Below are 26,769 nucleotides of genomic sequence, written 5' to 3' on the forward strand. Positions count from 1 at the left end.
TCCGTTCAGGATTCGGGAACCGCCCGGCGAGAAAAAACGGGCTACGCTGACGAGAACTGGCCGGTCACGGTTTGGCCAGTTGAAATTGCCGAGCAATTGGCACAGATTGGCAACCAAACAACTACAACAACGACATCACCCGTCTTTCTGCCGCGACTTGCACACGGTCTGACAGACATCCCCTCAAGCCTGCGGGGAAGGTGAGAGTTAAAGACCAAGGGGTCGCTGTTTGAAAAGAAGTCTGTTCATCACGGGTCTCGGTGGATTCGTGGGACAACATATCCAGTCGCGTCTGATGCTCGATGACTCGGCGTGGGAGCTGCTGCCTGCCGCTTCGCCCTACGACCTGACCAAACCGCAAAGCCTCGTCGATCTCTGGCCGCAACTGCCTGATGCAATCATCCATCTGGCCGGACAGACCTTCGTGCCTGAAGCGTTCCGCGATCCGGCCCGCACTTTCGAGATCAACCTGCTCGGCACCCTCAACCTGTTGCAGGCTCTCAAGGCGAGAGGCTTCAAAGGCCCGTTCCTGTATGTCAGCTCCGGTGACGTGTACGGCCAGGTCGACGAGGCCGCACTGCCGATCACCGAGCAACAGCCGCCCTGCCCGCGCAATCCCTACGCGGTGAGCAAACTCTCCGCCGAGCATCTCTGCCTGCAATGGGGCCTCAGCGAAGACTGGCCGGTGCTGGTGGCGCGCCCGTTCAATCACATCGGCACCGGGCAGAAGGACAGTTTCGTCATCGCCAGCGCTGCGCGTCAGATCAGCCGCATCAGACAAGGCTTGCAAGGTCCGCAACTGGAAGTCGGCGACATTGACGTCACCCGGGACTTCCTCGATGTCGACGACGTGATCTCGGCCTATTTCGCGCTGCTGGAAAAAGGCGTGCCGGGACAGGTCTACAACATCTGCTCGGGTCATGAGCAAAGTATCCGCAGCCTCATCGAACAATTGGCCGATCTGGCCGGGGTCGAGCTGCAACTGGTGCAGGATCCTGCGCGCATGCGCCGCGCCGATCAGCGTCGCGTCCGTGGCAGCCATCAACGGCTTGCCCGGACCACAGGATGGACGCCGCAAATCTCTATACAACAATCTCTGCGGGCGATCCTGTCCGACTGGGAGCAGCGAGTAAAACAAGAATGACAAAAAGTGCATTGATCACAGGGATCACCGGCCAGGACGGCGCGTATCTGGCCAGACTGTTGCTCGACAAGGGTTACAAGGTTCATGGCCTGGTCGCGCGACGCAGCAGCGATTCACGCTGGCGCCTGCGGGAAATGGGCGTCGAAGCCGACATCGTGTACCTGGACGGTGACATGGCCGACGCCTGCTCGGTGCAGCGCGCGGTGATCCAGTCGGCACCGGACGAAGTCTATAATCTCGCCGCACAAAGCTTCGTCGCCGCCTCCTGGAACCAGCCGGTGACCACCGGCATCGTCGATGGCCTGGGCGTGACTCACCTGCTCGAGGCGATCCGCCAGTTCAGTCCGCACACCCGCTTCTACCAGGCCTCCACCAGCGAGATGTTCGGCCTGATCCAGGCCGAGCAGCAGGACGAGAGCACGCCGTTCTATCCGCGCAGCCCCTACGGCGTGGCCAAGCTTTACGGTCACTGGATCACCGTCAACTACCGCGAAAGTTTCAACCTGCACGCCAGCAGCGGCATCCTGTTCAATCATGAATCGCCACTGCGCGGCATCGAATTCGTGACCCGCAAGGTCACCGACGCGGCGGCCCGGATCAAACAGGGCAAACAGCAGGAGCTGGCCCTGGGCAACATCGACGCCAAGCGTGACTGGGGTTTTGCCGGTGACTACGTCGAAGCCATGTGGCTGATGCTGCAACAGGACACGCCCGATGATTTTGTGGTCGCGACCGGCGTCACCACCACGGTACGCGAGATGTGCCGCATCGCCTTCGATCACGTGGGCCTGAACTACCGCGATTACGTGAAGATCGACCCGGCGTTCTTCCGCCCGGCAGAAGTCGAAGTGCTGCTCGGCAACCCGGCCAAGGCCCAGCGCGTGCTGGGCTGGAAACCGAAGACCGATCTGGACACCCTGATCCGCATGATGATGGATGCGGACATGAAACGCGTCGCCAAGGAGTAGGCCATGCTGATCCCCGTGATTCTGTCCGGCGGTGCCGGCACCCGTTTGTGGCCGGTATCCCGCGAAGGCCATCCCAAGCCGTTCATGACCCTGCCCGACGGCCAGTCGCTGCTGGGCAAGACTTACCGGCGCGCCGCCGGCCTGCTGGACGGCTGGGGCGACATCGTCACGGTGACCAACCGCGAATACTACTTCCAGAGCAAGGATCACTATCAGGCCGCGCGCCTGTCCCGACATCGCGGGCACTTCCTGCTCGAACCCACCGGGCGCAACACCGCCCCGGCCATTGCGGCAGCAGCGCTGTCGCTGCAGGCGCTGCACGGTGATGCCGCAATCATGGTGGTGATGCCTGCCGACCACCTGATCGTCAACGAAGAGGCGCTCAAGGGTGCCGTCGAACATGCGGTCAATCTGGCGAAGGACGGTTATCTGGTGACCTTCGGCGTCGTGCCGACCGCCCCGGAAACCGGCTTCGGCTACATCGAGACCGGCGCGCCACTGGATGACAGGGGCGCAGCCAAGGTGCAGCGCTTCGTGGAAAAACCCGACCTGCAGACCGCCACCGGTTACCTGGAAAGCGGCAATTTCCTGTGGAACTCGGGGATGTTCTGCTTCACTACCGCGACCCTGATCGCCGAGCTGGAACGGCACGCCCCCGAGCTGCTGGAACAGACCCGCGCCTGCATGGCCGCCAGCGAACCGGTGGAAACCGCCGGCTGCCTGCAACAGGAACTGTCGCCACAACTGTTCGCCGAGATCACCGACATTTCCATTGATTACGCACTGATGGAGCGCTCGGAAAAAGTCGCGGTCGTTCCCGCCGGTTTCGACTGGAGCGACATCGGTTCGTGGGGTGCGGTCGCGGCGCTGGTACCGGCGGATGCGGACAATAACCGCGCCAGTGGCGAAGCAATCTTCATCGACAGCCGCAACAATTTCGTCCAGAGCGAAGGCCGGCTGGTGGCGGCGGTGGGCGTGGAAGACCTGATCGTGATCGACACCGCCGACGCCGTGCTGGTCGCCCACGCTGACCGTGCCCAGGATGTGCGCCGCGTAGCCAAGCAACTCAAGGACAAATCCCACGAAGCCTACCGCCTGCATCGCACTGTCAGCCGTCCGTGGGGCACATACACCGTGCTCGAGGAAGGCCCGCGCTTCAAGATCAAGCGCATCGTGGTCAAGCCTGGCGGCAAGCTGTCGTTGCAGATGCATCACCACCGCAACGAACACTGGGTGGTGGTCGAAGGCATGGCCAAGGTCACCAACAACGGCACCGGCACCACGCTGGTGGCCAAGAACGAATCGACATTCATTGCCGCCGGTCACAAGCATCGCCTGGAGAACCCCGGCGTGATCGACCTGGTGATCATCGAAGTGCAAAGTGGCGAATACCTGGGAGAGGACGACATCGTCCGCTTCGAAGACCAGTACGGCAGGACAGTGTGAATGCTGCTTTCCCTGTATCGCTCGCTGCATGACTACCGGGGTTTCATCCTCGGCAGCGTCAAGCGGGAGTTTCAAGCGCGGTACCGCAATTCGCTGTTCGGCGCGCTGTGGACGGTACTCAACCCGCTGTCGATGATCATCGTGTACACGGTGATCTTTTCCCACATCATGCGCGCCCGTCTGCCCGGCGTGGACGACGGCATGGCCTACAGCGTCTACCTGTGCGCCGGGCTGCTGACCTGGGGCCTGTTCTCGGAAATCACCCTGCGCAGCCAGACCATGTTTCTGGAAAACGCCAACCTGCTGAAAAAAATCAGCTTCCCGCGCCTCTGCCTGCCGGTGATCGTGCTGCTCAATGCCGGGATCAACTTCGCGATCATCATCGGCCTGTTCCTCGGTTTTCTGTTGATCACCGGACGCTGGCCGGGAATGGCCCTGCTGGCACTGGCACCGTTGCTGGCGCTGCAAGTGCTGTTCTGCGCCGGACTGGGCATGATCCTCGGCGTGCTCAACGTGTTCTTTCGCGATGTCGGGCAATTGTTCGCCATTTGCCTGCAGTTCTGGTTCTGGCTGACGCCGATCGTGTACCCGCTGAGCATCCTGCCCGAGTGGGTGCAGCGCCTGTTGCAGCTCAATCCGCTGACCAATCTGATCGGCAGTTATCAGAACCTGTTTCTCTATGGTCAGTGGCCGGTGTGGAGTTCGCTGCTGCCGATCTTCGTGATCGGCCTTCTGTTGTGTGCGATCGGCCTGCGCCTGTTCCGCCGGCGGGTCGGCGAAATGGTGGATGAACTCTGATGGGGTACATACGCGTCACAGGCCTGGGCAAGGCCTACAAGCAATACCCCACCCGCTGGAGTCGTCTGGCCGAATGGCTGATTCCGTTTTCACCGATGCGCCATCGCCAGCACTGGGTGCTGCAGGACGTGAATTTCGAAATCGCCCCCGGCGAAGCGGTGGGCATCGTCGGGGTCAACGGCGCCGGCAAAAGCACCCTGCTGAAAATGATCACCGGCACCACGCAACCGACCTGCGGCCAGATACAGCTCGAGGGCCGGGTTGCGGCGCTGCTGGAACTGGGCATGGGTTTTCACCCGGACTTCACCGGTCGGCAGAATGCGGTGATGGCCGGGCAACTGCTGGGCATGCAGGTCGAAGACATTGAAGCACTGATGCCGGACATCGAACGCTTCGCGGAAATCGGCGAAGCCATCGATCACCCGGTGCGCACCTACTCCAGCGGCATGCAGATGCGTCTGGCCTTCAGTGTCGCCACCGCACGCCGCCCGGACATTCTGATCGTCGACGAAGCGCTGTCGGTGGGCGACGCTTACTTTCAACACAAGAGCTTCGACCGCATCCGCAACTTCCGCAAGGCCGGCACCACGCTGCTGATCGTGTCCCACGACCGCTCGGCGATCCAGTCGATCTGCGACTCGGCGATCCTGCTCGAGGGCGGCCACATGGTGATGCACGACAAGCCCGAAGCGGTGATGGATTACTACAATGCCCTGCTCGCCGAACGCGAAGGCCAGACCGTGCGCCAGGAACTGCTCGACGGCGGTCAGGTACGCACCGTGTCCGGTACCGGCGAGGCCGGGATCCTCAGCGTGCGCCTGCTCGATGAACACGAACGCTCTATCGACGCCGCCGAAGTCGGTCAGCCGGTGACACTGGAAGTCGAGGTGGAGATTCGTCAGGACATCGAACGGCTGGTGCTCGGCTTCCTGATCAAGGATCGCCTGGGCCAGGCCATGTACGGCATCAACACCCACCGACAGAACCAGGCGCTGGACGATCTGCGCGCCGGTGAGCGCATCACCTATCGCTTCGCTTTCGTCATGGGCCTGGGCAAGGGCAATTACTCCGTGGCTCTGAGCCTTTCACGGCTGGACTCGCATCTGGACCGCAATTTCGAATGGCGCGACTACGGCCTGGTGTTCCACGTGATCAACAACCGCCGGGAAGATTTCGTCGGCTGTGCCTGGCTGGGTGCCAGAACCTCGATCATCCGCCATGCGGACAGCTTCGCGGAGCGTGCACCATGAAGCGCCTGCTGGTCGAATGCACCCACGTGTTCAAACACCCCAAGGTCAATTCGGGCATTCAGCGAGTGGTGCGCAACGTCATCAAGCAACTGCCGCCAAGCGCTGAAGGGGTCGAGTGCGTGCCGGTGGTCTTGCTCAAAGGCGAGCTGTTCCGCGTGAAGCGCCTGGCGCCCCTGGACGCCCCCCTGTTCAATGCCGTCGTCACATTCGGCGAGCGCCTGGAACGGCTGGCCCATCGTTTCTGGCAGTTGCATCAGCGCCTCGACAGCCGTTGCCGGAACAAAACGGCACGACGGGTCCTGTACGTTGGCTATCGGCTGAGCTCATTCGGTCTGTTCGGTATCCCCCTGCGATTGATCGAACAAGTCAATCGCCATCAGTTGCCCAAACGCTGCGAGCCACTGGAACACCGGCCCGGGGACCAACTGGTGTTGCTGGATTCGTCCTGGCACTCGGACTTTTTCCTGCACGCCGAACGGCTCAAACGCCAAGGTATGGGTATTGTCGCGGTGATCTACGACCTGATTCCCCTGACCCACCCGCAGTTTTACGACACTCGGCTGGTGCAGGTCTTCAGCGAATGGTTTGACTGGATCACCCGTAACGCCGACGGTTACCTGGCGATTTCCGCCACCGTGCGCGATCAGGTGCGCGAAGAAGTGCAACACCGTCTCGGTCCAGCACAAGTCGAAAAGCGCTGGTTCGACTATTTCCACCTGGGATCGGAGCTGGATCTGCAGAGCGTCGATGCCGCCGTCGAACCGCAGCTGGAGCGTGTGTTCACAACATCAGAGCCCGTGTTCCTGATGGTCAGCACCATCGAACCTCGCAAGAACCACGACTATCTGCTGGATGCCTTCGAACGCGCCTGGGCAGCCGGTTCGCAGGCACGCCTGTGCATCGCCGGGCGCATCGGCTGGAAGTGCGATGCCCTGCTTGCCCGGGTACGCAACCACGCCGAACTGAACAGGCGCCTGTTCATGTTCAACGACCTGAGCGACACCAGCCTGGAATACGCCTACGCCCATTCCAGCGCCCTGGTTTTTCCGTCGTTCGTCGAAGGCTTCGGCCTGCCGCTGGTGGAAGCCATGCAACGCGGATTGCCGGCCATGGGTAGCGACATTGCAGTGTTCCGCGAGATTGGCGGCGACTTCATGGCCTACTTCGACTTGCACGATCCACAACGCCTTGCCGACCTGGTAACCGCCTTCGAACGCAGCGGCCAATTCCCCGCCGCCCGCGATGTGACCGACTGGCAATGGATCGGTTGGCGCGAAGCCAGTCAGCAACTGGCCGAACGCACCGCACGCCATGTGCTGCAAGCCCCTGCGACGCAAGCGAGGTCCCATGCGCATAGCCCTTAACGCACGGATTCTCCAGGCGCCGCGCACCGGGATCGGCCATTACGTCGCCGAACTGGTCAATGCCCTGCACACCGAAACCGATATCGACGTGGCGCTGTTTCACGGCTGGGGCTGGAGTGCCCGGTTACCGGAAGCGGCGATGCCTGGTTACTCGCGCCTGACCCCGATACTGCGCAAGATCCCCGGCGCCTATCAGGCGCGACGCTGGCTGGAGCAGAAACGCTTCGATCAGGGCCCTGCGCATCCCGTCGATCTGTACCACGAGCCGAGCCTGTGGCCGCTGGCCTTCGACGGCCCGACCGTGATCACCCTGCACGACCTCACGCACCTGCATTTCCCCGAGACCCAGCCAGCGGCGCGGCTCAGGGAAATCGAGCGGCGGCTGGCCGAAGGCATCCAGCGGGCGCAGGTGATTCTGACCGACTCGCAGGCCATCGCTGACGAGGCCCGACACTATTTCGGATTGCCCGCCGAGCGCTTCGTGGTGGCGCCTTTGGGGGTTGCCGAACGCTTTCATCCGCGTGAGCCGCACGCCATCGACGCCGTGCTCAAGGCCCATGCCGTGCAGGCGCGGGAGTATTTCCTGTGTGTCGGCACGCTGGAACCACGCAAGAACCTGAGCCTGGCCTTGCGCGCCCACGCGCTATTGCCCGAAGCCGTGCGCCAGCGCTTCCCGTTGCTGATCGCCGGTATGGCCGGCTGGCAGCGCGAACAGTTCAGTGACCCATTGCGCGAGGCGCTGGCCAGCGGTCATGTGTGCCTGCTCGGCTACCTGCCGGATGAACAGGTCGCGCAATTGCTGGCCGGCGCCCGGGCGCTGGTTTTCCCTTCGTTGTATGAGGGTTTTGGCCTGCCGGTGCTGGAAGCGATGGCCAGCGGCACGCCAGTGGTGGTCACCCGCTCTTCCGCGATGCCGGAAGTCGCAGGGGCCGCCGGTAACTACATTGAGACTGACGACGCAGACGGCTTGCGCAATGCGCTGAGTCGCCTGATCGACGATCAAGCGCATTGGCAGGCATGCCGAGAAGCCGGATTGCAGCAGGCACGGCGGTTTTCCTGGAAACGTTGCGCGCAGGCCACGGCCGGCGCCTACCACCAGGCCATGGGAGGTTGAATGCGAGTCCTTCATTTTTTCAAGACGTACCTGCCTGATTCGGTTGGCGGCATCGAACAGGTGATCTTCCAGCTCTGCGAAAGCGGCGCCCAGCACGGCATCGAAGGTCAGGTGCTGACCCTCAGCGCCAATCCCGAACCTGCGGTGTTGCAACTGGGCCAGCACGAAGTGCATCGGGCCAGACTGGATATCCAGTTCGCTTCCACCGGTTTCTCCTGGAGCGTGTTCAAACAGTTTCGCGAGCTGGCCGCCGAAGCCGACGTGATCAACTATCACTTCCCGTGGCCGTTCATGGACCTGGTGCATTTCGCCAGCGGCCTGAACAAGCCGAGTGTGGTGACCTACCACTCGGACATCATTCGCCAGAAGCACCTGCTCAAGCTTTATCGCCCGTTGATGAACCGCTTTCTCGCCAGTGCCGACCGGATCGTTGCCGCTTCGCCGAACTACCTGCACACCAGCGATGTGTTGCAGCAGTTCCAGGACAAGACCCGTGTGATTCCTTACGGCCTGAACAAGTCCGGTTATCCACAGCCTGACGCCGAGCGCATGAACCGCTGGCGCCAGCAGCTTGGGGACAAATTTTTCCTGTTCGTCGGGGTGATGCGCTATTACAAGGGCCTGCACATCCTGCTCGACGCCTTGAAAGACGTGGACTATCCGGTGGTGATCGTCGGCGCCGGCCCGCTGGAGCAGGAACTGCACGCCCAGGCCGCCGCGCTGGGCCTGCGCAATATTCATTTCCTCGGCCGTCTGAGCGATGAAGACAAGGTCGCCCTGCTGCAACTGAGCTACGCCATCGTCTTCCCGTCGCACCTGCGTTCGGAAGCGTTCGGCATTTCCCTGCTGGAAGGCGCGATGTACGGCAAACCGATGATCTCCAGCGAGATCGGCACCGGGACCAGTTACATCAATATCCACAACGAAACCGGACTGGTGGTGCCGCCAAGTCATCCACAGGCCTTTCGCGAAGCGATGCGAACCCTGTGGGAAAACCCGGCCCGCGCCGCCGAAATGGGCCTCAAGGCCGAGGCCCGTTACCGGCAGTTATTCACCGCCGATGAAATGGGCTGCAAGTGGACCGAGCTGTATCAGGAGCTGCTGGAAGAAAAGGCGTTGTCCTACGCCTGATCCTCTACAGATCCAGCACCAGCGGCTGGTTACTTTGCGCCGGTACCGCGCAGCAGATCAGCACCTGCCCTTCCTCCGGCACTTCGGCCGGGGGCTGTGGATAATTCACCGCGCCGCTGATCAGCCGCGTCTTGCAGGTGCCGCATGAACCTCCGCGACAGCTGAATTCGGGACGCAGGCCACGGCTCTCGGCCAGCTCCAGCAGACTGCCGCCGTCAGGCTGCCACCGTGCTTCCTTGGCCGAACGCTCGAAGACCACCGGCACTGAAGTCGTGGCCGCCGGCAATTGTTCGATCACGATGGCGTCCGGATCGGCCTGGCGCCTGAGGGTCGAAGGGCCGAAGGTTTCGGCGTGGATCTGGTCATCGCGTACATCCAGTTCACGCAGGCTGTCGTAAAGGCCCTGGGTAAATCCGCCGGGGCCGCAGAGCACGAAGTCCACCTGATCGAATTCGTCGACAAGATTCCTCAGCAAGGCGCCATCGATGCGCCCGTGCAGGTCGTAGTCCTCTCCCTCCACCAGATCGGGTTCCGGTTGACTGAGCAGGCGCAACACCCGCACCGCATCGCCGGCGTCCTCCAACAAGCGGTCCAATTCTGCGCGAAACGGCTGATCGGCAAGACTGCGCGAACTCTGGATCAGCCAGGTTGGACGAATCCGCCGGGTGCGCAGGCCCTGATACACCACCTCGCGCAACATCGACAGCAACGGCGTGATCCCGACACCGGCAGCCAGCAACACCAAGGGCCGACGCTCCAGCGGGGCCACGGTGAAATGCCCCTGAGGCGACCGCGCCTCCAGCACATCACCAACGCGCACCTGATCGTGAAGAAACGTCGATATCCGCCCTTCACGCTTTACGCTGATCCGGAAGAAGTCGTCCGACGGCGCACCCGAAAGGCTGTAAGTGCGGATGTACACCTCGCCATCGAGGGTGAAACGCAGCGGCAGATGCTGACCGGCCTGGAACACCGGCAGACCGGCGCCGTCCACGGGTTCGAGGTAGAACGACCGAATGTGCCGGCTCTGCGCCTCGATCCGTGTTACCCGCAGAGGCCGCCAGCTGTCACCCAAAGCCTGAGCCTGCAAACGTGCATCGGCCTGGGCCCAGGTGCCGGTCAACAGGCTGGTCGGCGACATGCCGTCGAAGCGCCAGCGCAAGGCCAGCGCCGCCGGGCGCCGCACCGCTTTTTCCACCTCGAATGTCCACAATCGCTCGGCGCCCTGGAAGGCTGCGATTTGCGGTGCGTCGAGAATGACCTCGGTGCGGCCACTGAGCTGCAGCAGGTCGCCTGTGGAAAAGTCGATGAACAGCAAACCGGCCCGGGGATTGAGCAGCAAGTTACCGAGAGTGTTGAAATGCAGGTTGCCGGCAAAATCCGGGATGGTCAGGCGATTGCCCTCCACCCGCACGAAACCGGGCTGGCCGCCACGGTGAGAAACATCCACAGAACGCTCGCCGTCGACATCGACGTAGCTGGCGACAAAGAAAGTGTCCGCCGTTTCAATCACGGCGACCGCTGCGGCATCAAGCCCGTTGTAATGCTCGGCTGGCCGGGTCTGGGGATCCGTCAGCGGCACCCGCTGGAACTGGCGCAATTGAATGTACTGTGGGCAGTTGCCGAACGACTGGTCCACCGTCAGATCGAATCCGCCCGCGCCAAGATTGCCGATGTGGCCGTTGAGCCGGTTACGTCGGCGGGTGTGCAGCTCGATGCCGAGCAGGCCGATGGCTGCGCCGGCCTGCAACTGCGCCGGGTCATCAACGGCCGGCAGGCTGTCGAAGTGCAATTGCGTCGGCTCGGGAGAGTGAGCGAAACCCGGCTCGCCCTCCAGCACACTGGCCCAGGGACGACCATCGGCATCCACCGCGCCGAACAGCATGAACGGCAATTGCTGATAGAACTGACGATGCTGATCCGGCATCCAGGTGCGAATCACCTTGCGACCGAATGCCTCCATGCGCTCGGCGACACCGACCTGCGCTTGCAGTTGCCGTTCGCCGGCGTGCCAGGGTGAACGTTCCATGACGACCTCTCCCCCACGCCAGCGGCGCAGTCTGGATGACGAGACTCAAGCGGTGGCTTGCAGACCGGCGACGGTGCGCGGCATCGCGACGAAACCCGGCAACGCTTCAATGCGCGCCAGCCAGGCGCGCACATTGGCGTAGTCGTCCAGCGACACGTTGCCTTCCGGCGCATGGGCGATGTAGCTGTAGGCCGACACGTCGGCGATGGTCGGCTCGTCACCCACCAGATATGGGGTCTTGCCCAGCTCCAGATCCATCACCTTGAGCAGGTTGTGCGCACGGGTGATAACTTCTTCGGCGTTGAATTTTGCACCGAACACCGTGATCAACCGCGCCGCCGCCGGGCCGAAGGCGATCGGGCCTGCCGCCGCCGACAGCCAGCGCTGGACCCGCGCGGCGCCGACCGGATCGCTCGGCAGCCAGCGTCCGTTGCCGTACTTCTGCGCCAGATACACCAGAATGGCGTTGGAGTCGGCCAGCACCACGCCGTTGTCATCGATGGCCGGCACTTGCCCGAAGCTATTGATCGCCAGGAACTCGGGCTGCTTGTGCTCACCCTTGGCCAGATCGACGAAAATCAGTTCGGTCGGCAATTGCAGCAGGGACAGCATCAGCTCGACCCGGTGGGCATGGCCGGAACGCGGGAAGTTGTAGAGTTTGATCGCTTGCATGGTCGACTCCGCTGGACGATGGGGCCGCCCGGGATGGGCGACAACCGTGGCCGTCATCTTCTCCCTATCGCGAAAACAACAGAATCACCAGCAAACGCAATCCATTATTTCTCCAGGTGAAATAAAGCCGCGTTTTTCAGGGCTGGATGCTCTCGCAAGGCGTTCACCGTGTAATCGACAAAACTGCGCACCCGGGCCGGCGCCTTGCGTCCACCCTGATACACCACATGGATGGGCAGCGGCGGCAATTCGTACTCGGCAAGGACAATTTCCAGTTCACCGGAAGCGATCTTGCCGGCGACCTGATAGGACAGCACCCGGGTCAATCCGAGCCCGAGGCAGGCGGCGGTAATTGCGGCCTGATTGCCGGTGACGACCAATCTCGGTTCGGGCCTGATGCTCAAGGCCTCACCGTCCTCCAGAAACGGCCAGTTGCGCAACTGGCCGATGGCCGATGTCGCCACCACCGGCGCGCCGGCCAACGCCTGTGGATGAGTGGGTCGCCCGTGAGCGGCAAAATATCCCGGTGAACCACAGATCACCCGACGCACTTCGCCGACCCGGATCGCATGCTGGTTGCTGTCCGGCAGATCACCGATGCGGATCGCCACATCGACGCCCTCCTCGACCATGCTCACCACGCGGTCCAGCAACAGGGCGTTGATGGAAACGTCCGGATACTGCGTCAGATAACCCGCCATCACCGGTGTGACATACAGCTCGCCGAACAACACCGGCGCGGTCACCGTCAATTGCCCACGGGGTTGGGTGTGGCTGCCGGCAGCGGAGTCTTCCGCTTCCTGCACTTCGGCAAGAATCCTCCGACAGTCTTCCAGATAACGCTGGCCCGCCTCGCTCAGATGCACGCTGCGAGTGGTGCGAATCAGCAATTGCGTACCGATCCGCTGCTCCAGCGCCGCCACCGCCCGGGTGACGCTGGCCGCCGACAGACCCAGACGCCGCGCGGCAGCGGAAAAGCCCTGTTCCTGAGCAACGGCTGCGAAAACCTGCATTTCCTGGAAGCGATCCATGGTGTCCCCGATGTGGATAAAAAAATCGCAGCGACGGCTGCGATTCATCTGTGATTCGACTCCGGGGGGCTGCACCCCGACAACGCAATGCAGGCCCGGAACGTTTCCCGATCAGGTCAGGACTGAGAGACCGGGTGATCACCGGTCACCCGCGCAGCCTGCCCGGCTGTCGGTTTGACCCACGTCAGATACGCCAGCACCAGCAATCCGATCCAGACCACCCCGACAATCAACGCTGCCTGAGTATCCGGAAAGTAACCCAGCACGCCGAACACGAACAGCATGAAGGCAATGGCCGCCATCGGCGCATACGGCCAGAACGGCACCGGGAATTTCAGTCGCGCCACCTGCTCCGGCGTCATGGAACGACGCATGGCCACCTGGGTGAACAGAATCATCAGCCAAACCCACACGGTGGCGAAGGTCGCAATCGAAGCGATCAGCAGGAACACGTTTTCCGGGATCAGGTAGTTCAGCAACACGCCCAGCAACAGCGCGCAGCTCATCACGATCACCGTCAGCCACGGCACGCCATTGCGCGACAGGCGCGCGAAGCCTTTCGGCGCATGCCCTTGCTGGGCCAGGCCGTACATCATCCGGCCTGCGCCGAAAATGTCGCTGTTGATCGCCGACACCGCCGCCGAGATCACCACAATGTTCAGAACGGTGGCCGCCGAGCTGACGCCCAGATGATCGAAGATCTGCACGAACGGGCTGCCCTGGCTGCCGATCTGCTGCCACGGGAAGATCGACATCAGTACCAGCATCGTCAGCACATAGAACAGCAGGATGCGCATCGGCACCGCGTTGATCGCCTTGGGCAACACGCGGTGCGGGTCCTTGGCTTCGCCGGCAGTCACGCCGATGATCTCGATACCGCCAAAGGCAAACATCACCACGGCAAACGAGGCGATCAGACCGCCCACGCCATTGGGCATGAAGCCGCCCTGAGTCCACAGGTTGCTGATATCGGTGGTCTGGCCCGGGGCGGTGCTGATGCCGAACAGCATGATGCCGAAGCCACCGAGGATCATCGCCACGATGGCCGCGACCTTGAGCAACGACAGCCAGAACTCCATTTCACCGAAGACTTTGACGTTGCACAGGTTCAGCCCGCCGACCACCGAAACAATGCCCAGCACCCAGATCCAGCGCGAGACTTCCGGAAACCAGAAGCCCATGTAGATGCCGAATGCCGTCACATCGGCCATGCCGACGATGACCATTTCGAAGGCGTAGGTCCAACCGAGAATGAAACCCGCCATGGGCCCGAGGTAGGTGCTGGCGTACTGCCCGAACGAGCCGGCGACCGGGTTGTGCACCGCCATCTCGCCGAGGGCGCGCATGACCATGAACACCGCCGCGCCACCGATCAGATACGCGAGCAAAACCGCAGGACCGGCCATCTGAATGGCCGAGGCAGAACCGTAGAACAGCCCCGTACCGATTGCCGATCCCAGAGCCATGAAGCGAATGTGTCGGGCAGAGAGCCCGCGTTTCAAACCTTTTGCTGACTGCTGCATTTTTCGTCCTTATTTATTTTTATTCGACGCAAAAACCGAAACGCCAACAGGCCGGCCTCCACGCAGTGTGGAAGACAGCCTGTTGGCGACGAGGCACTTACAGACTCGGCAACAGATTCGCCGGAACCAGCTCATTCAGCGTGCGAGAAGCCAGCAACTCGATCGCCGCATTGATGTCCGGCGCAAAGAAGCGGTCCTTCTCGTAGAACGGCACTTCGCGACGCAGAATGCCCCGGGCCTTTTCCAGTTTGGCCGAGGTCTTCAGGCCGTTGCGCAGGTCCAGACCCTGTACCGCCGCCAGCCATTCCACCGCGAGAATGCCGCGGGTGTTCTCGGCCATTTCCCACAGGCGCTTGCCGGCGGCCGGGGCCATCGACACGTGGTCTTCCTGGTTGGCGGAGGTCGGCAGACTGTCCACCGAATGCGGATGGGCCAGCGCCTTGTTATCGCTGGCCAGCGCCGCCGCAGTCACCTGAGCGATCATGAAGCCCGAGTTCACGCCGCCATTGGCCACCAGGAACGGCGGCAGTTGCGACATGTGCTTGTCCATCATCAGCGAGATGCGGCGTTCGCTCAGGGAACCGATTTCGGCGATGGCCAAGGCCATGTTGTCAGCGGCCATGGCCACGGGTTCAGCATGGAAGTTGCCGCCGGAAATCACGTCGCCTTCGGCGGCGAACACCAACGGGTTGTCGGAGACGGCGTTGGCTTCGATCACCAGCACCTCGGCGGCCTGACGGAACTGGGTCAGGCACGCGCCCATGACTTGCGGCTGGCAGCGCAGCGAGTACGGATCCTGAACCTTCTCGCAGTTCTGGTGCGAATCGGAGACCTCGCTGCGCTCGCCCAGCAGATCGCGGTAAGCGGCGGCGGTGTCGATCTGGCCTTTCTGGCCACGGGCTGCGTGAATACGCGCATCGAATGGCGAGCGCGAACCGAGCACCGCTTCCACGCTCAGGCCGCCGATGGCCAGCGCGCCGGCAAACAGGTCTTCACCTTCGAACAGACCGCGCAGGGCGAATGCGGTGGACACCTGCGTACCGTTGAGCAGCGCCAGGCCTTCTTTCGCGGCCAAAGTCAGCGGGGTCAGACCGGCCACTTTCAGCGCTTCGGTGGCTTCCATCCACTCGCCCTTGTAACGGGCCTTGCCCTCGCCCAGCAGCACCAGCGACATGTGCGCCAATGGCGCGAGGTCGCCGGACGCCCCCACCGAACCTTTCAACGGAATGTGCGGATAAACCTCGGCATTGATCAGCGCGATCAGCGCGTCGATCACCACCCGACGGATGCCGGAGAAACCACGGCTGAGGCTGTTGACCTTGAGCACCATGATCAGGCGCACCAGCTCATCACTGATCGGCTCGCCGATGCCGGCGGCGTGGGACAGCACCAGCGAGCGCTGCAGGTTTTCCAGGTCGGCGCTGGCGATGCGGGTCGAGGCCAGCAGACCGAACCCGGTGTTGATGCCGTAGGCGGTGCGGTTCTCGGCGAGGATCTGCTCGACGCAGGCGACGCTGGCTTCGATCTGCGCGGCGGCGCTGTAGTCGAGCGTCAGTTTGACCGGGTTCTGGTAGACGTCACGCAGTTGCGACAGGCTCAGCTGGCCGGGGATCAGGTTCAGCGCAGTCATGTTCAGGCTCCTTTAACCGAAGTAATCATTGGCAGGTTCAAGCCCTGCTCCCTGGCGCAGTCGATGGCGATCTGGTAACCGGCATCGGCATGACGCATCACACCGGTGCCCGGGTCGTTGTGCAGCACGCGAGCGATGCGCTCGGCCGCCTCATCGGTACCGTCGCAGACGATCACCATGCCCGAGTGCTGGGAGAAGCCCATGCCGACGCCGCCACCGTGATGCAGCGAGACCCAGGTCGCGCCGCTCGCGGTGTTGAGCAAGGCATTGAGCAGCGGCCAGTCGGAGACGGCGTCGGAGCCATCCTGCATCGATTCGGTTTCGCGGTTCGGGCTGGACACCGAGCCGGAGTCGAGGTGGTCGCGGCCGATCACGATCGGTGCCGACAGCTCGCCGCGACGGACCATTTCGTTGAACGCCAGACCCAGTTTGGCGCGCAGACCCAGGCCGACCCAGCAGATCCGCGCCGGCAGACCCTGGAAGCTGATGCGCTCGCGAGCCATGTCCAGCCAGTTGTGCAGGTGGGCGTCGTCCGGGATCAGTTCCTTGACCTTGGCGTCGGTCTTGTAGATGTCCTGTGGATCACCCGACAGCGCCGCCCAGCGGAACGGGCCGATGCCACGGCAGAACAGCGGACGGATGTAGGCCGGCACGAAACCCGGGAAGTCGAAAGCGTTTTCCACGCCCTCTTCCTGGGCCATCTGACGGATGTTGTTGCCGTAGTCGAAGGTCGGGATGCCTTGCTTCTGGAAGTCGAGCATGGCTTTGACGTGCACCGCCATCGACTGCTTGGCGGCCTTGATCACTGCGGCCGGTTCGGTCTTGGCGCGGGCGCGGTATTGCTCCCAGGTCCAGCCGGCCGGCAGGTAGCCGTTGAGCGGATCGTGGGCGCTGGTCTGGTCGGTGACCATGTCCGGACGCACGCCACGACGGACCAGTTCCGGGAGGATTTCGGCGGCGTTGCCACACAGGGCGATGGAGATCGCCTTGCCTTCTTGGGTGTACTTCTCAATGCGCGCCAGGGCGTCGTCGAGGTCCTTGGCCTGCTCGTCGACGTAACGGGTCTTGAGGCGGAAATCGATGCTGGTCTGCTGGCATTCGATGTTCAGCGAGCAGGCACCGGCCAGGGTCGCGGCCAGCGGCTGGGCGCCGCCCATGCCGCCGAGGCCGGCGGTCAGGACCCAGCGGCCCTTGAGGTTGGAGTCGTAATGCTGGCGACCGGCCTCGACGAAGGTTTCGTAGGTGCCCTGGACGATGCCCTGGCTGCCGATGTAGATCCAGCTGCCGGCGGTCATCTGGCCGTACATGGCCAGACCCTTGGCATCGAGTTCGTTGAAGTGTTCCCAGGTCGCCCAGTGCGGCACCAGGTTGGAGTTGGCGATCAGCACACGCGGCGCGTTGCTGTGGGTCTTGAACACGCCGACCGGTTTGCCGGACTGCACCAGCAGAGTCTCGTCGTCATTCAGGTTGGTCAGGCTTTCGACGATCTTGTCGTAGCACTCCCAGTTGCGCGCAGCGCGACCGATGCCGCCATAGACCACCAGCTCTTTCGGGTTCTCGGCCACTTCCGGGTCGAGGTTGTTCATCAGCATGCGCAGCGGCGCTTCGGTCAGCCAGCTCTTGGCGGTCAGCTGGTTGCCGCGGGCAGCGCGGATTTCGACGTCACGGAATTTGGTAGTTTTTGCGTCAGTCACGAAAAAGGCTCCTCAGCGATCAATTCAAACCAACCCTGGCGATGGGCAAGCGGCTTGTGCGCTTCGATGCGCGACAAGCGAATCAGTGGACGTGATGCTCGGTTTCTTTCAACTCGTATGCATACGTCTTTACTTGTACATACAAGCATATGCAATTGAACGGCCAACTTATGGAGAAGCTGTCTAACAAAACCGACGGACATCGTTGAGGACGCCGAAATCATGGGGCATCGAGTGATTGAATTTTTTTCGAAGGGGCGCTTTTTGAAAGCAGAGAGGCTGTTACAGGAGCGTGGCATTGGACCACGCTGGGGTGTTCGGTAACAAAAAGTGGGAACGGGCCACAGCCTGGAAAACCCGATGGGTTTCCAGGCTGTGGTTGTTTGTTACGGCCTGTGAATAACTTATTCCACCGTCACCGACTTCGCCAGGTTGCGCGGCTGGTCCACGTCAGTGCCCTTGAGCACGGCGACGTAGTAAGACAGCAATTGCAGCGGGATGGTGTAGAGGATCGGCGACAGGATGTCATGGATGTGCGGCATCTGTACCACGTGAGTACCTTCGCCGTTGGTCATCCCGGCCTTCTCGTCAGCGAACACGATCAGTTCGCCGCCACGGGCACGAACTTCCTGCAGGTTGGACTTGAGCTTCTCGAGCAGTTCGTTGTTCGGCGCCACGGTCACCACCGGCATGTCGTTATCCACAAGCGCCAGCGGGCCATGCTTCAGTTCGCCGGCAGGATAAGCTTCGGCGTGGATGTAAGAGATTTCCTTGAGTTTCAGGGCCCCTTCCATCGCGACCGGATATTGCGCACCACGACCAAGGAACAGGGTGTGGTTCTTGTCGGCGAACAGTTCGGCGATTTTTTCCACCGTGCTGTCCATGGCCAGCGCTTCGCCCAGACGGGTCGGCAGGCGACGCAGTTCTTCGACCAGCGTGGCTTCAACGTCTTTGCCCAGCGTGCCGCGCACCTGGCCCAGGGACAGGGTCAGCAGCAGCAGACCAACCAGTTGCGTGGTGAACGCCTTGGTCGAGGCCACGCCGATTTCACGACCGGCCTGGGTCAGCAGGGTCAGATCGGATTCGCGCACCAGCGAACTGATGCCGACGTTGCAGATCGCGAGACTGCCCAGGAAACCCAGTTCCTTGGCGTTGCGCAGCGCCGCCAGGGTGTCCGCGGTTTCGCCGGACTGAGAAATGGTGACGAACAGCGTGTTCGGCTGCACCACGACCTTGCGGTAGCGGAACTCACTGGCCACTTCGACCTGGCACGGAATTCCCGCCAGCTCCTCGAGCCAGTAACGGGCAACCATGCCGGCGTGGTAGCTGGTGCCGCAGGCCACGATCTGTACGTTGCGCACCTTGGCGAACAGTTCGGCCGCTTGTGGGCCGAATGCCTGCACCAGCACCTGGTTCGGGCTGAGACGCCCCTCCAGCGTGCGTTGCACCACAGACGGTTGTTCGTGGATTTCCTTGAGCATGTAATGGCGGAATTCGCCTTTGTCGGCCGCTTCGGCGCCATCGGTGTACTGCACGGTCTGGCGCTCGACGGCTTTGCCGGTCAGGTCCCAGATCTGCACCTTGTCACGCTGGATTTCGGCGATATCGCCTTCCTCCAGATACATGAAACGGTCGGTGACCTGACGCAGAGCCAGTTGGTCGGAAGCGAGGAAGTTTTCGCCCAGACCCAGACCGATCACCAGCGGGCTGCCGCTTCGAGCCGCAACCAGACGATCCGGCTGCTGGGCGTGGATCACCGCCAGCCCATAGGCGCCATGCAGTTCCTTGACCGCGGCTTTCAAGGCGTCGGTCAGATCCGGCAACGCCTTGAGTTTTTCGGTCAGCAGGTGTGCGATGACTTCGGTGTCGGTGTCGGAAGAGAACACATAACCCTGCGCCTTGAGTTGCTCACGCAGCACTTCGTGGTTTTCGATGATGCCGTTGTGCACCACCGCGACATTGCCGGAGAAATGCGGGTGAGCATTGCGTTCGCTTGGCGCGCCATGGGTAGCCCAGCGGGTGTGGGCAATACCGAGGCGCCCCACCAGCGGATGTTCGGCAAGGGCCGCATCCAGTTCGCTGACCTTGCCCACACGACGGGTACGCTCCAAAGCGCCGTCATTGGTGTACACCGCCACACCGGCACTGTCATAACCCCGGTATTCGAGGCGCTTGAGGCCTTCGACCAGGATGGCGGTGATATTACGTTCAGCTACCGCGCCGACAATTCCACACATGCTTATTTCTCCTGACTGACCGTCGCGCAAATCAAATTGATACCGCGAGCCTGAATCTGATCCCGTGCCTCCTGAGGCAGGCGATCATCGGTGATTAGGGTATGGACGCTGCTCCATGGCAGCTCCAGGTTTGGAATCTTGCGACCGATCTTGTCGGCCTCGACCATCACGATCACTTCCCGCGCCACTTCCGCCATCACCCGGCTCAGGCCGAGCAGTTCATTGAACGTGGTGGTGCCACGCACCAGATCGATGCCATCGGCACCGATGAACAATTGATCGAAGTCGTAAGAGCGTAGTACCTGCTCGGCGACCTGGCCCTGGAAGGATTCCGAATGAGGATCCCAGGTGCCACCGGTCATCAGCAGGACAGGTTCATGTTCAAGTTCGCTCAGGGCATTGGCGACATGCAGGGAGTTGGTCATCACCACCAGCCCGGGTTGCTGGCCAAGTTCGGGGATCATTGCGGCCGTGGTGCTGCCGCTGTCGATGATGATACGGGCGTGCTCGCGAATACGGGTGACCGCGGCGCGGGCAATCGCCTGTTTGTATTTGGAAACGTTCTGACTGACATCGGCCACCAGTTCCTGAGGCATGGTGATCGCTCCGCCGTAACGGCGCAGTAGCAGGCCATGGCTTTCCAGCGCGGCCAGATCCTTGCGAATCGTAACTTCCGAAGTTTCGAAACGCTTGGCGAGCTCGTCGACGCTGACTTCACCTCGCTCATTGAGCAAGGCCAGTATGTTGTGGCGGCGTTGGGGCGTATTGCGTTTCGACATGGTCTGATAAGTTTCGATTCGAAAGATAACGGAAGCAATCAAAACCGATCGACACAAAATCGTCAAGCCGAAGATGAAAAAAAATCGCTGCCCTGGGGCAGCGATTCTGTGGATTGAAGTGTTGTGGATAACTCAGCTCTTGCTGATTTTCTCGGGACGCTTCCAGCCATTAATGTTTCTCTGCCGCGCACGCCCCACGGCGAGCTGGGCGTTATCCACATTCTGAGTGATGGTCGAACCGGCGGCAGTGGTCGCACCGGAGGAGATATCCACAGGCGCCACCAGCGAGTTGTTGGAACCGATGAATACATCTTCGCCCAACACGGTTTTCCACTTGTTGGCGCCATCGTAGTTGCAGGTGATGGTGCCGGCTCCGATGTTGGTGCGGGCACCGATCTCGGCGTCGCCCAGATAAGTCAGGTGCCCGGCCTTGGCACCCTCGCCCATGCGGGCGTTTTTCAGTTCGACGAAGTTACCCACATGAGCGCGAGCTTCCAGCACGGACCCCGGGCGCAGGCGTGCAAACGGACCGGCATCGCTGCCCTCCCCCAGCACCGCGCCTTCAATATGACTGTTGGCCTTGATCACCACGCCTTTGCGCAGGGTGCTGTCCTTGATGACGCAGTTCGGGCCGATCACCACGTCATCTTCAATGACCACCTTGCCTTCGAGTATCACGTTGATGTCAATCAGCACGTCGCGACCGACGGTCACTTCGCCACGTACATCGAAGCGGGCCGGGTCACGCAGGGTCACGCCCTGCGCCATCAGGCGGCGACCGGCGCGCAACTGATAGTGGCGCTCCAGCTCGGACAGCTGCTTGCGATCATTGGCGCCCTGCACTTCCATCGGATCATGGGGTTGTTCCGTTGCAACCACCAGGCCATCACCGACCGCCATTTCGATCACGTCAGTCAGGTAGTACTCGCCCTGGGCATTGTTGTTCGACAGGCGTCCCATCCAGTCGGCCAGATGGCTGGCCGGCACCGCGAGGATGCCTGTATTGCCTTCGGTGATCATGCGTTGCGCTTCAGTGGCATCCTTGTGCTCGACGATCGCCGCCACCTTGCCGCTGGCATCGCGCACGATACGGCCGTAGCCGGTCGGATCCTGCAGCTCGACAGTCAACAGGCCCATTTGCCCTGGAACGACATGCTTGAGCAGACGCTGCAGGGTTTCGACCTCGATCAACGGCACGTCTCCGTAGAGAATCAGAACGGTGTCGGAGGTAATGAACGGTACGGCCTGAGCGGTCGCGTGGCCGGTGCCCAACTGCTTGTCTTGCAGCACAAAATTGAGATCATCGGCAGCCAGACGCTCGCGCACCACATCGGCGCCATGGCCGATAACCACGTGAATGCGCTGTGGATCAAGTTGACGCGCACTGTGGATAACATGGCCGAGCATGGAGTCGCCGGCAATCGGGTGCAGCACTTTTGGCAATGCCGAACGCATGCGGGTGCCTTGACCGGCCGCGAGGATAACGATTTCAAGAGACATGACTGGCTACCAATCCTGGGTGGTCAGCAATTGCGACCGGTTTTTTGAAAGTCGGAAAAGAAAAAAGGGTAGCCGAGGCTACCCTTTTTTATCAATCGCACAACAAGTGGGCTGACGGATCAACCGCCAAACTTCTTGCGGATCTGCTGGACGGTGCGCAGCTGAGCTGCAGCCTCGGCCAGACGTGCGGACGCAGCTCCGTAGTCGAAATCTGCGCTCTTCTCATGCAGAGCGGCCTCGGCAGCCTTGAGAGCTGCCTGGGCCTGAGCTTCATCCAGGTCGGCGGCACGTTGCACGGTATCGGCAAGCACCTTGACCATGTTCGGCTGAACCTCGAGGAAACCACCGGAGATGTAGAACACCTCGGCTTCCCCGCCTTGCTTGATCAGGCGGATCGGACCCGGCTTGAGATTCGTGATCAACGGCGCGTGGCCCAGAGCGATACCAAGATCACCCAGAGCACCGTGCGCAATCACCATCTCGACCAGACCGGAGAAGATTTCCCCTTCCGCGCTGACGATATCGCAATGGACTGTCATAGCCATCTGATTGCCTCAACCTAAATTAGCGCCCGTTGCCGGGCGCCTGGATTACAGTTTCTTGGCTTTCTCGATCGCTTCTTCGATGCCGCCAACCATGTAGAACGCTTGTTCTGGCAGGTGGTCGTAGTCACCGTTGAGGATGCCTTTGAAGCCAGCAATGGTGTCTTTCAGGGAAACGTATTTACCCGAAGCACCGGTGAAGACTTCAGCCACGAAGAACGGCTGCGACAAGAAGCGCTGGATCTTACGAGCACGGGCTACCAACTGCTTGTCGGTTTCCGACAGCTCGTCCATACCCAGGATCGCAATGATGTCCTTCAGTTCTTTGTAACGCTGCAGCACGTACTGAACGCCACGAGCGGTCTCGTAGTGCTCGTTGCCGATCACGTTCGGGTCCAGCTGACGCGAAGTCGAGTCCAGTGGGTCTACCGCCGGGTAGATACCCAGGGAAGCGATGTCACGGGACAGAACGACGGTGGCGTCCAGGTGAGCAAACGTGGTGGCCGGCGACGGGTCGGTCAGGTCGTCCGCAGGTACGTATACGGCCTGGATCGAAGTGATCGAACCTTGCTTGGTCGAAGTGATACGTTCCTGCAGAACGCCCATCTCTTCAGCCAGAGTCGGCTGGTAACCTACTGCCGAAGGCATACGACCCAGCAGTGCGGATACTTCGGTACCGGCCAGGGTGTAACGGTAGATGTTGTCGACGAACAGCAGAACGTCGTTACCTTCGTCACGGAACTTCTCGGCCATGGTCAGACCGGTCAGCGCTACACGCAGACGGTTTCCCGGTGGCTCGTTCATCTGACCGTAGACCAGGGCTACCTTGTCGAGAACGTTGGAGTCCTTCATCTCGTGGTAGAAGTCGTTACCCTCACGAGTACGCTCGCCCACACCGGCGAACACGGAATAACCGCTGTGCTCGATGGCGATGTTACGGATCAGTTCCATCATGTTTACGGTCTTGCCTACACCGGCACCACCGAACAGACCGACTTTACCGCCCTTGGCGAACGGGCAGACCAGGTCGATAACCTTGATGCCGGTTTCGAGCAGGTCGTTGCCACCTGCCTGTTCAGCGAAGGAAGGAGCGGCGCGGTGGATACCCCAGCGCTCTTCTTCGCCGATCGGGCCGGCTTCGTCGATCGGGTTGCCCAGTACGTCCATGATCCGGCCCAGGGTCGCTTTACCGACCGGTACGGAGATGGCTGCGCCAGTGTTGTTGACGTCCAGACCGCGCTTCAGACCCTCGGTGGAGCCCATCGCAATGGTACGAACCACGCCGTCGCCCAGCTGCTGCTGAACTTCCAGAGTGGTTTCGGCGCCTTGAACCTTCAAGGCGTCGTAGATGCTCGGTACGCTGTCGCGTGGAAATTCCACGTCGATAACGGCGCCGATGATTTGAACGATACGTCCGCTACTCATAGCTGGATCCTCTGAATATTTGAACCGTTAAACCGCGGCAGCGCCGCCGACGATTTCCGAGATCTCTTGGGTGATCGCAGCCTGACGCGCCTTGTTGTAGATCAGCTGCAAGTCGCTGATCAGATCACCGGCGTTGTCGGTAGCGTTCTTCATCGCGATCATCCGCGCAGCTTGTTCGGCCGCGTTGTTCTCGACCACCGCCTGGTACACCTGCGACTCCACGTAACGCACCATCAAGCCGTCAAGCAGCTCTTTGGCGTCCGGTTCGTAGAGGTAGTCCCAGTGGTGCTTGAGTTCTTGATCCGGGGTCGCCACCAGTGGAATCAACTGCTCCACGGTTGGCATCTGGGTCATGGTGTTGACGAACTTGTTGGACACCACGGACAGGCGGTCGATACGGCCGTCCAGATAAGCATCCAGCATCACCTTGACACTGCCGATCAGATCATTGATCGACGGCTCTTCACCCAGATGGCTGATAGCTGCAACGACGTTACCGCCGAAGTTGCGGAAAAAGGCCGCACCCTTGCTACCAACGACACACAGATCGATCTCGACGCCGTTTTCGCGGTTTACCGCCATGTCCTTGACCAGGGCCTTGAACAGGTTGGTGTTCAAGCCGCCGCACAGACCACGGTCACTGCTCACCACGACATAGCCGACGCGCTTGACGGCGCGGTCGATCATGAACGGATGGCGGTATTCCGGGTTGGCGTTGGCCAGATGTCCAATTACCTGGCGGATACGCTCCGCATAAGGGCGGCTAGCAGCCATGCGCATTTGTGCCTTGCGCATTTTGCTGACCGCCACTTTTTCCATGGCGCTGGTAATTTTTTGCGTGCTTTTGATGCTCGCAATCTTACTGCGAATCTCTTTTGCGCCTGCCATGTAACACCTATCAGGTTAGCAAGCGGGAGCCTTGCGGCTCCCGCTGCGGCTTACCAGGTTTGGGTGGCCTTGAACTTCTCGATACCGGCTTTCAGGCCAGCGTCGATTTCGTCATTGAAGTCACCCTTCACGTTGATCTTGGCCATCAAATCGGCGTGATCGCGGTTGAAGTAAGCAATCAGCGCTTGCTCGAAGCTGCCGACTTTGGCGATTTCAATGTCAGTCAGGAACCCACGCTCAGCGGCATACAGCGACAGCGACATGTCGGCGATCGACATTGGCGCGTATTGCTTCTGCTTCATCAGCTCGGTAACGCGCTGACCATGCTCAAGTTGCTTGCGGGTCGCTTCGTCCAGGTCAGAAGCGAACTGGGCGAATGCCGCCAGTTCACGGTACTGGGCCAGAGCGGTACGGATACCACCGGACAGCTTCTTGATGATCTTGGTCTGAGCGGCACCACCCACACGGGATACCGAAACACCGGCGTTCACTGCAGGGCGGATGCCCGAGTTGAACATGGCCGATTCCAGGAAGATCTGACCGTCGGTGATGGAGATCACGTTGGTCGGAACGAACGCGGAAACGTCGCCAGCCTGGGTTTCGATGATCGGCAGTGCGGTCAGGGAACCGGTTTTGCCAGTCACTGCACCGTTGGTGAACTTCTCTACGTACTCTTCCGAAACGCGGGATGCGCGCTCCAGCAGACGGGAGTGGAGATAGAACACGTCGCCTGGGTAGGCTTCACGTCCTGGTGGACGGCGCAGCAGCAGGGAAATCTGGCGGTAAGCCACTGCTTGCTTGGACAGATCGTCATAAACGATCAGCGCGTCTTCACCGCGGTCGCGGAAGAATTCACCCATGGTGCAACCGGAGTACGGAGCCAGGAACTGCAGTGCTGCAGATTCCGAAGCGCTCGCGGCAACGATGATGGTGTTGGCCAATGCACCGTTTTCTTCCAGCTTGCGAACCACGTTGGCGATGGTCGACTGCTTCTGACCGACCGCTACGTATACGCAGAAAATGCCGCTGTCTTTCTGGTTGATGATCGCGTCGATCGCCAGAGCGGTCTTGCCGATCTGACGGTCACCGATGATCAGCTCACGCTGGCCACGGCCGACAGGAATCATGGCATCCACAGCCTTGTAGCCAGTCTGTACAGGCTGGTCTACCGACTTACGCCAGATCACGCCCGGAGCAACTTTCTCGACCGCGTCGGTCTCGGTGTTGCCCAGTGGACCTTTGCCGTCAACAGGGTTACCCAGTGCGTCGACAACGCGACCCAGCAGTTCCTTACCAACCGGAACTTCGAGGATGCGGCCGGTGCACTTGGCACTCATGCCTTCAGCCAGAGTCGTGTATGCGCCCAGTACAACGGCACCTACGGAGTCTTGCTCCAGGTTGAGGGCCATACCGTAGACACCGCCAGGAAACTCGATCATCTCGCCGTACATGACGTCGGCCAGACCGTGAATCCGCACGATACCGTCAGACACGCTGACGACAGTGCCTTCGTTACGGGCTTGGGAGGTTACATCGAGCTTCTCGATGCGACCCTTGATAATTTCACTAATTTCGGAAGGATTGAGTTGCTGCATTGCTCTGCT

21 protein-coding genes are annotated in these 26,769 nt (G+C 61.3%); 8 read left to right on the forward strand and 13 right to left on the reverse strand.

The window, feature by feature from the left end; all coding sequences use genetic code 11:
* The first annotated feature begins 229 nt into the window (after positions 1-229).
* From NWV16_RS00830 to NWV16_RS00865, 8 genes are read left to right on the forward strand one after another with little or no spacing between them, the layout of a single operon-like run.
* The gene (locus NWV16_RS00830) at positions 230-1,144 is read left to right on the forward strand and encodes a GDP-mannose 4,6-dehydratase (RefSeq protein WP_260521612.1); all 915 of its coding nucleotides are present in this window, start codon (positions 230-232) and stop codon (positions 1,142-1,144) included.
* On the forward strand, positions 1,141-2,112 hold the full coding sequence (gmd, locus tag NWV16_RS00835) for a GDP-mannose 4,6-dehydratase (protein ID WP_260521613.1): 972 nt from the start codon (positions 1,141-1,143) through the stop codon (positions 2,110-2,112). Before NWV16_RS00830 ends, gmd begins: the two co-directional genes overlap by 4 nt.
* A gap of 3 nt (positions 2,113-2,115) precedes the next feature.
* Entirely contained in the window at positions 2,116-3,558 is a 1,443-nt protein-coding gene (locus tag NWV16_RS00840) for a mannose-1-phosphate guanylyltransferase/mannose-6-phosphate isomerase (RefSeq protein WP_260521614.1), read from the forward strand.
* A complete protein-coding gene (locus tag NWV16_RS00845) occupies positions 3,559-4,356 on the forward strand; it encodes an ABC transporter permease (RefSeq protein WP_260521615.1) in 798 nt (265 codons plus the stop codon). It begins immediately after the preceding gene.
* Positions 4,356-5,606: an ABC transporter ATP-binding protein gene (locus NWV16_RS00850; protein WP_260521616.1), complete on the forward strand. Its 1,251-nt coding sequence runs from the start codon at positions 4,356-4,358 to the stop codon at positions 5,604-5,606. Before NWV16_RS00845 ends, NWV16_RS00850 begins: the two co-directional genes overlap by 1 nt.
* Positions 5,603-6,970, forward strand: coding sequence for a glycosyltransferase family 4 protein (locus tag NWV16_RS00855; protein ID WP_260521617.1), 1,368 nt, complete (start codon positions 5,603-5,605; stop codon positions 6,968-6,970). The genes NWV16_RS00850 and NWV16_RS00855 overlap by 4 nt, the downstream gene beginning before the upstream one ends.
* On the forward strand, positions 6,954-8,084 hold the full coding sequence (locus tag NWV16_RS00860; RefSeq protein ID WP_260521618.1) for a glycosyltransferase family 1 protein: 1,131 nt from the start codon (positions 6,954-6,956) through the stop codon (positions 8,082-8,084). Before NWV16_RS00855 ends, NWV16_RS00860 begins: the two co-directional genes overlap by 17 nt.
* A complete protein-coding gene (locus NWV16_RS00865; RefSeq protein ID WP_260521619.1) occupies positions 8,085-9,215 on the forward strand; it encodes a glycosyltransferase family 4 protein in 1,131 nt (376 codons plus the stop codon).
* A gap of 4 nt (positions 9,216-9,219) precedes the next feature.
* On the opposite strand, the gene NWV16_RS00870 is transcribed toward NWV16_RS00865, so the two are convergent.
* The 13 genes from NWV16_RS00870 to atpA all read right to left on the reverse strand — a co-directional run bounded on the left by NWV16_RS00870 (position 9,220) and on the right by atpA (position 26,760).
* On the reverse strand, positions 9,220-11,244 hold the full coding sequence (locus NWV16_RS00870; RefSeq protein ID WP_260521620.1) for a pyridoxamine 5'-phosphate oxidase family protein: 2,025 nt from the start codon (positions 11,242-11,244) through the stop codon (positions 9,220-9,222).
* Between the two features lie 45 nt (positions 11,245-11,289).
* Entirely contained in the window at positions 11,290-11,916 is a 627-nt protein-coding gene (locus tag NWV16_RS00875; RefSeq protein WP_260521621.1) for a glutathione S-transferase family protein, read from the reverse strand.
* A gap of 104 nt (positions 11,917-12,020) precedes the next feature.
* Positions 12,021-12,947, reverse strand: coding sequence for a LysR family transcriptional regulator (locus NWV16_RS00880; protein ID WP_260523600.1), 927 nt, complete (start codon positions 12,945-12,947; stop codon positions 12,021-12,023).
* A gap of 116 nt (positions 12,948-13,063) precedes the next feature.
* Positions 13,064-14,470, reverse strand: a complete 1,407-nt coding sequence (locus tag NWV16_RS00885) for an amino acid permease (protein ID WP_260521622.1) — start codon at positions 14,468-14,470, stop codon at positions 13,064-13,066.
* Positions 14,471-14,567: 97 nt separating this feature from the next.
* Complete coding sequence (gene hutH, locus NWV16_RS00890) at positions 14,568-16,100, reverse strand: histidine ammonia-lyase (protein WP_260521623.1); 1,533 nt, start codon at positions 16,098-16,100, stop codon at positions 14,568-14,570.
* A gap of 2 nt (positions 16,101-16,102) precedes the next feature.
* Positions 16,103-17,794, reverse strand: a complete 1,692-nt coding sequence (gene hutU / locus NWV16_RS00895; RefSeq protein WP_260521624.1) for a urocanate hydratase — start codon at positions 17,792-17,794, stop codon at positions 16,103-16,105.
* Between the two features lie 404 nt (positions 17,795-18,198).
* Positions 18,199-20,031 (reverse strand): glutamine--fructose-6-phosphate transaminase (isomerizing), encoded by a 1,833-nt coding sequence (gene glmS, locus NWV16_RS00900; protein WP_260521625.1) that lies wholly within the window; start codon positions 20,029-20,031, stop codon positions 18,199-18,201.
* Between the two features lie 2 nt (positions 20,032-20,033).
* The gene (locus tag NWV16_RS00905) at positions 20,034-20,810 is read right to left on the reverse strand and encodes a DeoR/GlpR family DNA-binding transcription regulator (RefSeq protein ID WP_065260115.1); all 777 of its coding nucleotides are present in this window, start codon (positions 20,808-20,810) and stop codon (positions 20,034-20,036) included.
* Positions 20,811-20,942: 132 nt separating this feature from the next.
* A complete protein-coding gene (gene glmU, locus NWV16_RS00910; RefSeq protein WP_260521626.1) occupies positions 20,943-22,310 on the reverse strand; it encodes a bifunctional UDP-N-acetylglucosamine diphosphorylase/glucosamine-1-phosphate N-acetyltransferase GlmU in 1,368 nt (455 codons plus the stop codon).
* Between the two features lie 119 nt (positions 22,311-22,429).
* Positions 22,430-22,855: a F0F1 ATP synthase subunit epsilon gene (locus NWV16_RS00915; RefSeq protein WP_007954164.1), complete on the reverse strand. Its 426-nt coding sequence runs from the start codon at positions 22,853-22,855 to the stop codon at positions 22,430-22,432.
* Between the two features lie 45 nt (positions 22,856-22,900).
* A complete protein-coding gene (gene atpD, locus NWV16_RS00920; protein ID WP_065260117.1) occupies positions 22,901-24,277 on the reverse strand; it encodes a F0F1 ATP synthase subunit beta in 1,377 nt (458 codons plus the stop codon).
* A gap of 27 nt (positions 24,278-24,304) precedes the next feature.
* Positions 24,305-25,165: a F0F1 ATP synthase subunit gamma gene (atpG, locus tag NWV16_RS00925; RefSeq protein ID WP_260521627.1), complete on the reverse strand. Its 861-nt coding sequence runs from the start codon at positions 25,163-25,165 to the stop codon at positions 24,305-24,307.
* Between the two features lie 50 nt (positions 25,166-25,215).
* Positions 25,216-26,760, reverse strand: coding sequence for a F0F1 ATP synthase subunit alpha (atpA, locus tag NWV16_RS00930; RefSeq protein ID WP_065260119.1), 1,545 nt, complete (start codon positions 26,758-26,760; stop codon positions 25,216-25,218).
* Positions 26,761-26,769 lie beyond the last annotated feature (9 nt).

This window comes from Pseudomonas sp. BW7P1 (assembly GCF_024981055.1).
GTDB classification, from domain to species: Bacteria; Pseudomonadota; Gammaproteobacteria; order Pseudomonadales; family Pseudomonadaceae; genus Aquipseudomonas; species Aquipseudomonas bananamidigenes.

Excerpts from the sequence above, each read along its gene's own strand:
- gmd (WP_260521613.1), top strand. The coding sequence starts at position 1,141 with ATGACAAAAAGTGCATTGATCACAGGGATCACCGGCCAGGACGGCGCG.
- NWV16_RS00840 (WP_260521614.1), top strand. The coding sequence starts at position 2,116 with ATGCTGATCCCCGTGATTCTGTCCGGCGGTGCCGGCACCCGTTTGTGG.
- NWV16_RS00845 (WP_260521615.1), top strand. The coding sequence starts at position 3,559 with ATGCTGCTTTCCCTGTATCGCTCGCTGCATGACTACCGGGGTTTCATC.
- NWV16_RS00850 (WP_260521616.1), top strand. The coding sequence starts at position 4,356 with ATGGGGTACATACGCGTCACAGGCCTGGGCAAGGCCTACAAGCAATAC.
- NWV16_RS00855 (WP_260521617.1), top strand. The coding sequence starts at position 5,603 with ATGAAGCGCCTGCTGGTCGAATGCACCCACGTGTTCAAACACCCCAAG.
- NWV16_RS00860 (WP_260521618.1), top strand. The coding sequence starts at position 6,954 with ATGCGCATAGCCCTTAACGCACGGATTCTCCAGGCGCCGCGCACCGGG.
- NWV16_RS00865 (WP_260521619.1), top strand. The coding sequence starts at position 8,085 with ATGCGAGTCCTTCATTTTTTCAAGACGTACCTGCCTGATTCGGTTGGC.
- NWV16_RS00870 (WP_260521620.1), bottom strand. The coding sequence starts at position 11,244 with ATGGAACGTTCACCCTGGCACGCCGGCGAACGGCAACTGCAAGCGCAG.
- NWV16_RS00875 (WP_260521621.1), bottom strand. The coding sequence starts at position 11,916 with ATGCAAGCGATCAAACTCTACAACTTCCCGCGTTCCGGCCATGCCCAC.
- NWV16_RS00880 (WP_260523600.1), bottom strand. The coding sequence starts at position 12,947 with ATGGATCGCTTCCAGGAAATGCAGGTTTTCGCAGCCGTTGCTCAGGAA.
- NWV16_RS00885 (WP_260521622.1), bottom strand. The coding sequence starts at position 14,470 with ATGCAGCAGTCAGCAAAAGGTTTGAAACGCGGGCTCTCTGCCCGACAC.
- hutH (WP_260521623.1), bottom strand. The coding sequence starts at position 16,100 with ATGACTGCGCTGAACCTGATCCCCGGCCAGCTGAGCCTGTCGCAACTG.
- glmS (WP_260521625.1), bottom strand. The coding sequence starts at position 20,031 with ATGTGTGGAATTGTCGGCGCGGTAGCTGAACGTAATATCACCGCCATC.
- NWV16_RS00905 (WP_065260115.1), bottom strand. The coding sequence starts at position 20,810 with ATGTCGAAACGCAATACGCCCCAACGCCGCCACAACATACTGGCCTTG.
- glmU (WP_260521626.1), bottom strand. The coding sequence starts at position 22,310 with ATGTCTCTTGAAATCGTTATCCTCGCGGCCGGTCAAGGCACCCGCATG.
- NWV16_RS00915 (WP_007954164.1), bottom strand. The coding sequence starts at position 22,855 with ATGGCTATGACAGTCCATTGCGATATCGTCAGCGCGGAAGGGGAAATC.
- atpD (WP_065260117.1), bottom strand. The coding sequence starts at position 24,277 with ATGAGTAGCGGACGTATCGTTCAAATCATCGGCGCCGTTATCGACGTG.
- atpG (WP_260521627.1), bottom strand. The coding sequence starts at position 25,165 with ATGGCAGGCGCAAAAGAGATTCGCAGTAAGATTGCGAGCATCAAAAGC.
- atpA (WP_065260119.1), bottom strand. The coding sequence starts at position 26,760 with ATGCAGCAACTCAATCCTTCCGAAATTAGTGAAATTATCAAGGGTCGC.